The sequence below is a fragment of the Shewanella sp. S1-49-MNA-CIBAN-0167 genome (genome assembly GCF_040310145.1).
Classification (GTDB): domain Bacteria; phylum Pseudomonadota; class Gammaproteobacteria; order Enterobacterales; family Shewanellaceae; genus Shewanella; species Shewanella psychromarinicola.
Genome location: NZ_JBEOPO010000050.1, coordinates 25,421 through 32,819 on the forward strand (window position 1 = coordinate 25,421; position 7,399 = coordinate 32,819).

Annotated in this window: 7 protein-coding genes; 4 read left to right on the forward strand and 3 right to left on the reverse strand. The window is 42.2% G+C overall.

The genetic code is table 11. The annotated features are described in order from the left end of the window. Window positions 1-2: 2 nt before the first annotated feature. Window positions 3-602 (forward strand): cytochrome c3 family protein, encoded by a 600-nt coding sequence (locus AAEZ00_RS18465; protein ID WP_435805856.1) that lies wholly within the window; start codon window positions 3-5, stop codon window positions 600-602. Between the two features lie 79 nt (window positions 603-681). Here AAEZ00_RS18465 and AAEZ00_RS18470 read toward each other — a convergent pair whose 3' ends face one another. The 3 genes from AAEZ00_RS18470 to AAEZ00_RS18480 form a co-directional block, all read right to left on the reverse strand. Then, complete coding sequence (locus AAEZ00_RS18470) at window positions 682-1,692, reverse strand: D-alanine--D-alanine ligase (protein WP_124013358.1); 1,011 nt, start codon at window positions 1,690-1,692, stop codon at window positions 682-684. Between the two features lie 229 nt (window positions 1,693-1,921). Next, window positions 1,922-2,272, reverse strand: coding sequence for a YkgJ family cysteine cluster protein (locus AAEZ00_RS18475; protein ID WP_206191863.1), 351 nt, complete (start codon window positions 2,270-2,272; stop codon window positions 1,922-1,924). Between the two features lie 161 nt (window positions 2,273-2,433). Continuing rightward, on the reverse strand, window positions 2,434-2,868 hold the full coding sequence (locus AAEZ00_RS18480) for an excinuclease (RefSeq protein ID WP_351089370.1): 435 nt from the start codon (window positions 2,866-2,868) through the stop codon (window positions 2,434-2,436). Window positions 2,869-3,338: 470 nt separating this feature from the next. On the opposite strand from AAEZ00_RS18480, the gene AAEZ00_RS18485 reads away from it, so the two are divergent. The 3 genes from AAEZ00_RS18485 (at window position 3,339) to AAEZ00_RS18495 (ending at window position 7,372) form a co-directional block, all read left to right on the forward strand. Then, window positions 3,339-5,171, forward strand: coding sequence for a DUF885 domain-containing protein (locus tag AAEZ00_RS18485; RefSeq protein WP_351074779.1), 1,833 nt, complete (start codon window positions 3,339-3,341; stop codon window positions 5,169-5,171). Window positions 5,172-5,882: 711 nt separating this feature from the next. After that, entirely contained in the window at window positions 5,883-6,920 is a 1,038-nt protein-coding gene (locus AAEZ00_RS18490; protein WP_198554718.1) for a sodium:calcium antiporter, read from the forward strand. Window positions 6,921-7,171: 251 nt separating this feature from the next. Next, window positions 7,172-7,372, forward strand: coding sequence for a penicillin-binding protein (locus AAEZ00_RS18495; RefSeq protein WP_351089372.1), 201 nt, complete (start codon window positions 7,172-7,174; stop codon window positions 7,370-7,372). Window positions 7,373-7,399 lie beyond the last annotated feature (27 nt).

The window sequence follows — 7,399 nt, forward strand, 5'->3', positions numbered from 1 at the left end:
CTATGTTTGCAAAACTGTTTGAGCAACTAAAACTGGTGTGGAAAGTATTGCGTCGTCCGAGTGTCCATTACAGTTTAGGCTTTTTGACTATCGGCGGGTTTATCGCTGGAGTAATTTTTTGGGGTGGATTTAACACTGCTTTAGAACTCTCCAACAGTGAGCAATTCTGTATTAGTTGCCATGAGATGGAAAATAACGTCTATAAAGAGTTACAAAGCACCATTCACTTTACTAACCGCAGTGGGGTACGTGCAACGTGTCCAGACTGCCATGTACCACATAACTGGACCGATAAAATTGCCCGTAAAATGCAAGCGTCTAAGGAAGTGTGGGGCAAAATATTTGGTACCATCAATACGCGTGAAAAGTTTGAAGGTAAGCGTCGCGAGCTGGCTGAGCATGAATGGAAACGCCTTAAAGCCAATGATTCGTTAGAGTGTCGAAACTGTCATAACTTCGATTATATGGATTTCACTCGTCAGTCTACGCGTGCATCACAAATGCATTCAACGTCTCTGGCTAGCGGTGAAAAAACCTGTATCGACTGTCATAAGGGGATTGCACACGAATTACCTGATATGGCGGGTGTAGAAGGGTTCTAACTTATTGGTTAATGTCATCATAAAGGCCAGCAATTTGCTGGCCTTTGTTTATTTTATCGAGCTGACTTAAGTAAAACGCTTACGTTAAATCAAGCTGTTGTCCAATCGCATCAATTAAATATTCAGTGAAATCGTGACCATGGTTTTGCAACATTTTCGGGAACATTGAAATAGGCGTTAATCCTGGAAAGGTATTGATTTCATTTAGGAGGATTTGATTATCTTGGGTTAAAAAGAAATCGATGCGCGATAAGTGACGTAATTTCATTCCTTTAAATGCTTTTACCGCATAGTCACGAATTTGCTGACTGATTTCAGGGCTGAGGTTATCTGCCACTACGTCGGTACGAGCTTGACTATTTTTGGCGTACTTTTCTTCAAACGAATAAAAAGTATTGGTATTACAAATAATCTCCCCAGGCAAGGTTGCCACCACATTACCTTGGTACTCATAAACGGCCACTTCTAATTCACGCGCATGGATCGTTTGTTCAACCACGACATAAGGGGCATAACGAAACGCGTCTTGTAGCACGTTGGCAATATCAGCTTTCACATCGACTTTATAGCAACCGACCGATGAACCTTGCGAGGCCGCTTTCACGAATACCGAGCCCCAATTGTCAAATGCCGCTTCGGTTTGTTTAATCGCATCAGCATTTAATTGGTGCAAGAAAATGTATGGCGTATTAGGGACGCCTAAGGCCGAAAACCACATTTTTGCGGTGACTTTATTAAAACAGTTGCTCGATGCTTCTGACTCACAACCAAAGTAGGGCAGTTGGATTAAATTAAAGTAAGATTGGATATCGCCTGTCTCACCGGGAAAACCATGAATGCACGGAATAACATAATCAACAGGCCATATTGGGGAGCGGTCATCTTCAAAACGGATTTCACGACGGTTGGTTAAATCGCATGATTTACCGTCTTCTGTATGATAATGTCCGCGCTTGTCGAGTACTAATTTAAGTACTGAAAATTTATCTGACTTAGCCAGAGATGACTCAAAAAAACGGGCCGACATCAGCGAAATATCATGTTCAGCACCGCCACCGCCGCATAATAACAGCAGATTGACTTTTGGCATGGTTACTCCTGGAAAAGGTAAAATATAAGCTGGAAATGGGCCGGAACAAGCAAGGTTATTCGCCCTGAAAAATTGTACTTATGATAAAGACCGACGGCTATAAAGTGCAAGCAAGCGTTAACATTATTTCAGCTTTGGGAGCAGATTTTTTAATAAAATAAGCTGTGAAGGCTCGGTGCCACGATTTACGCTCAGCAACATGTAGTGATGATATTTTAGTCATGTTGATTTATTCCGGTAAATATTTCTTACGCTCAATAATACATTCATAATCAGCCATTTCAAATTCACGGCATATTAACGGACGCTTTTCGTAAATCGAACACATCATAGTGTCTCGGTCTAACGCCGCGCACCAACCATCATCGAGCCGCAGCATCACTTCTCCACCCCAAGAATCGTTATCAATATACTCATCAGGCACCCCTGTTTCAGTAATCAGCATCACTTCAAGACGGCAGCAACAGGCTTGGCAAGTTGAACACGTCACCGCTACGGGCTGTTCTGCAGAGTTTATTGCTAGGGGAGTCGCTGACTTATCGGCCGACTCAGGGAACATAGTAATGATATTGGTGGGCATTAATGGCTGCTGTTAAACATTTTTGCTAAGCATACCGTAAATTAATCGCGATGACGTTATTTTTGGTTAAATAACCGCACATCTGTGCCCTGGTTGAGGTTAAATAATCATTATATTGAGACTTCGCCAAGCAATTCGGTGAATGCTTGGCTGTTAATGGGTTACAATTTGACCACTTTGCCAGTCAGTGCAACGCCAGCAACGAAAGTGCCTGCACCGCATTGGAAAGTGTCATTGCTGCTAGTCAGATTGTTTTTATAATTAGATTTTATTTCAATGACAGCATTACCGCCCTCTTTAATTGCACGCTCTTTGAGCGTAATCATTGCCGATAAAAATACCCAATGGCAGGCTTCAAGATCTGATTTATTAAAGGCATTAGTTTTTTTGCTAGTACTGAACTCACCAAATTGCTGCTGAGGTTCGCCATAAACTTGATCGCCAAAATAAAAGCTTATATCTGTGCCAAGTTTATTGTTTGCTTGCTCTGTGCTTAATGCATCGGTGACAGAGTAATTACCAATATCATCGCGGGCAAAAGAGGTGGCTGGAATTAAGCAAAGTGCCAGTGTGATGGCCGCTAGCGTGTTTTTCATGGGGTTAAATCCTTTTAATTGCTGTTGTTTTAAGGCGATAGAAATCCATTGCTCGAAGCAAAATAACATTAACTCACTGATTTTACGACTATCAATAAGGATTATTTAACCCTGTAGGTAGATAATAAAATTTGATAAAACAAAGATTCACTCATCTGGTCATTGATTAAGCCTAGTGCCTTTCCTCGTCAAATAGTCACAAAAGGCTATCGTCATCCAAGCTGAAAAAAATGATGTTATTCAGTTAGAAGAACAGGCGTAAGAGAAATGGCATCGTTGGTCCACTTTGCTCGCTTCAATTTTGTTTGGGTATTTACACTCGGTTACTGTTTAAATTCCTGAAATAATATCAAAATTCTGCAAGCTCACCTATTGCGTGTTAACTTATTGTTAACAATGTCGGCTGTCATTATTAACGTAATAATCGTCATGCTTATTTTCGTCATGTAGGTATTTCAAAAGGAATGGATATGATTAAGAAATCATTAAAATGGATCGCAGTAGGTACCTTAGGACTAGCGACACTGGGTGGGGGATTTGCCGCACACGAATGGTATGCAGACAAACCTTTTTTATTTAGGGCTTATCTCGACCGAGCATTGGTCAAAATGGCCTTTAAAGACCCAGAAACATTAACGTCATTAGGCTTTCTGGAGTCAATAGGCATAACAGGTCATAACGCTCACTTAGATAATGTTGATCCCGCCAACGATCAAGCTATGTTTGATGAATTGGTCGAGTTTCGTAAGGGGTTAATGCAATATCAAAATGTTGATTTAGATGAAAATCAACAACTGTCGAAAGACGTGGCCTTGTATTTATTAGATATGTTGGATGAGTTCAAAAAATATCAATATCATAATTATCCCGCTAACCAAATGTTTGGTATTCAAAGCGCTTTTCCAAGCTTTATGGAATCGACTCACCAAGTGAATACTCTAGAAGATGCGCACAATTATTTGTCACGATTAGGAGAAGTTAATCGCAAGTTTGGTCAATATTTATTGGGGCTTAAGAAACGCGAACAAATGGGCATCATTCCTCCACGTTTTGTTATTGATCGCGTGTTAGATGAAATGCGCGGTTTTATCGCGACTCCTGCCACAGACAATATTCTGTATACCTCATTACAAACCAAAATGGATAAAGCTGAGGACATCAGTGACGAAGATAAACAAACTATTTTAGCCCAAACCGATGTCGCTATTCGTGATGCGGTATACCCAGCTTATGACCTGTTTATTGATTACTTTGATACCTTAAAAACGAAAGCCGGTACTGACGATGGTTACTGGCGTTTGCCTGATGGTGATAAAGCGTACAAATTAGCATTGCGATTTTTTACCACTACAGATTACAGCGCAGATTATATTCATGACTTGGGCTTGTCTGAGGTGGCGCGTATTCACCTAGAAATGATGGCCATTTTTGACGCTGAAGGCGTTGATGTTTCAAATGGATATTTGGCGGCAATGAATGAGTTTTCTGCCAGAAAAGAGTTTTATTATGACGATTCCGATGCAGGCCGCGCACAAATTCTAAAAGATTATCAAACAATATTAGATGAAGTTGACCAAGGATTAGGTGAGACATTTAATATTCGCCCTAAAGCGGGAATGGAAGTGGTCCGTATTCCTGAATTTAAAGAGAAAACAGCACCAGGTGCGTATTACCAAGGTCCATCATTGGATGGTACTCGTCCAGGACGCTTCTTCGCTAATTTGTACGATATCAAAACAACGCCTAAATACGGCATGAGAACCTTAGCCTATCATGAGGGGATCCCGGGGCATCATTTTCAAGTTTCTATTGCGATGGAACTGGAAGGTATGCCACTTATTCGACGTTTTGCCCCTTTTACCGCCTACAACGAAGGTTGGGCTCTTTATGCTGAACGCTTAGCCTATGAGCAAGGGTTTCAAAAAAAACCTGCAGATAATATTGGTCGTCTTACGGATGAGTTACTGCGAGCAGTAAGGTTAGTTGTCGATACAGGGCTTCACCATAAAAAGTGGACCCGAGAGCAGGCTATCGAGTATATGGCCAATAATACCGGCCGTGCTGAGCGCGATGTGGTGTCTGAAATTGAGCGCTATATTGTAATGCCGGGTCAGGCGACATCTTATAAAGTGGGTATGATGAAAATTTTAGAGCTGCGTCAAAAGTCAAAAGACAGCTTAGGCGATAAGTTTGATCTACGCGAGTTTCATGATGCAGTCTTAAAAAATGGCGCGATGCCTCTGGACTTACTTGAGCGGGTTATCGACAGTTATATTGCGGCCAAGCAAGCAGAAACGACATAAGTCGTCATAAGTTAGCTATAAGTTAGCCTCAATCAGAGCTGTTAACTTGATTTACGCTCTAAAAACCAGTTGCATCACAACTGGTTTGTTAACTTTTTGTCCCGGTAATCCCGCCTCGTTATTACACCATTATCTTCATTATTATTTTGCTATTACTTGAATATGCCTGCAGAAAATAGGTTGAAAATAATCACCGAATTTGGCCATTCATTTAAAAATGCAGTAGGTGCTTTACTGACATTAACCGAAGATGGTGAAAGTGTAGAGTGAAAACGAGCTTGAAAAACACCGGCAGAGGGACCTCATCCAGCCAACACTGGCTCTGTGCTTAAATACTAGTTTATAAAACTAACCACTTCTTTAACTTGATTCGTACTAAGCCTTTCTGCTGAGTTGGACCTGGCATATTGGTCACGACGATTACACATCTCGAGGGTAATTAATGAATGAAATCTATCTTATTCCCGTTTGAATAGTCGTAAAAGTGCATAATCTGGATTAAGCATCGGCCAAGTCCAACAAGCGATTTATGCCTTGCAAAAAGAACAACCCATGAAGACTAAATTGTTATCTTGAATACAGATTCACTGGCGCCGTCTGTGTTTATTCCAAACGGGTTATTAAGCTAGCAAACTTACCTCAATCATAGGTATTCAAAAAAGGCTGTTGACTGCTATTATTGAGTTCTAACAGGATGTTTGGAGTACTCACATGATAGTCGACCCAGGCAGCTGGTCGCTGGCGGTTGTTGTGACAGCCTTCGCTGGCATCACAACTATCATCGGTTGGTTTGGTATCAAGATGACTAAAACCGCACGCGACCTTGCCCACAATACGGGCTTAGGTGAAGCACTTATGGGAGCGGTTTTCATTGGTGCATCAACATCGCTGTCTGGGATCACGACTTCCGTTTCAGCCGCTGCCGCGGGATACGCGGAACTGGCAGTAAGCAACGGCTTAGGAGGCATAGCGGCACAAACCGTGTTTCTTGCTTTAGCTGATATTGCATACAAGCGCGCGAACCTGGAGCACGCAGCTGCATCCGCTGAAAATCTATTCATGTCAGCCTTTCTTCTGACCTTACTAAGCATCCATGCGCTAGCGTTATCTTTCCCGACTATCAGCTTCTTCGCCGTCCATCCGGCGACGGTGATTGTGATCTTTGCATATATTTTTGGTGTTCATCTGCTGGCCCGTATGCACCACATGCCGATGTGGTTTCCGAGAAAGACGGCCGACACTGCATCAGAACCAGCGGGTCACCGCTATCGCAGCCGTCACCTTTGGAGGCTCTGGCTACAATTTATCGGCTATGCGGCTATTGTCGCCTTGGCTGGTTGGGGTCTCGCGCAACTTGCAATACCTCTTGGGGATAAAACGGGTTTGTCACACAGCATTGTCGGCGGAGTGTTTACGGCCGTCTCTACGTCAGTTCCTGAACTCGTTGTCGCCATCACCGCGGTTAGGATGGGCGCGCCAAACTTGGCTGTCGGTGATATTATCGGCGGCAATGCATTTGACACGCTATTCATCGCAGCATCGGATTTAGCCTATAGAGAAGGCTCTATTTATGCTGCCATTTCGAGCGCCGAGCAATTCTGGCTCGCCAACTCGATGCTGATGACATGTGTGCTTATCATGGGATTGATCTATCGTGAGCGCCACGGGCTAGGGAACATTGGTTTGGAAAGTGTTATTTTGCTGATGTTGTATTTCGGAGGGATAGCGACTTTATTTGTATCCCCGTAGCGCGGTTCAAAATCCTTTTGTTGAAATACGGATGTTAACCATGAGAGAGCGGCCTAATAAGCTAGCCAAAGGTATCTAGAGAAAGTTGGGCCATATAATGTAGCATGGTTATTTTTACTCCAGCGGACCGACATAACTCGCCTGGTTTTTACTTACACAATCAATCGCAAGTCTGCGTGAAGTGGTCAAGTTAAATAAGGCGCTTTAAAATCCAAACAATTAGATGAGGAATTTTTTATATGAGTGAGGAAATAAGTGAAAAAATGAATGGACCTGCTTTAAACGCATTGAAAATTGCGTTTACCTACATGCCTAAATCAATTGAAGTCACTAAATATGAGTATGGTGATGATTACAAAAAGATATTAGATCACATTGAAACCGTTAGGGAAATGTTATTGATTAACATGCCTATGCATCTGAGTCAGTTTTGGCCTATTCTTATAGTATAAATCAAGACTAGAAGTGAGATTTGCTAT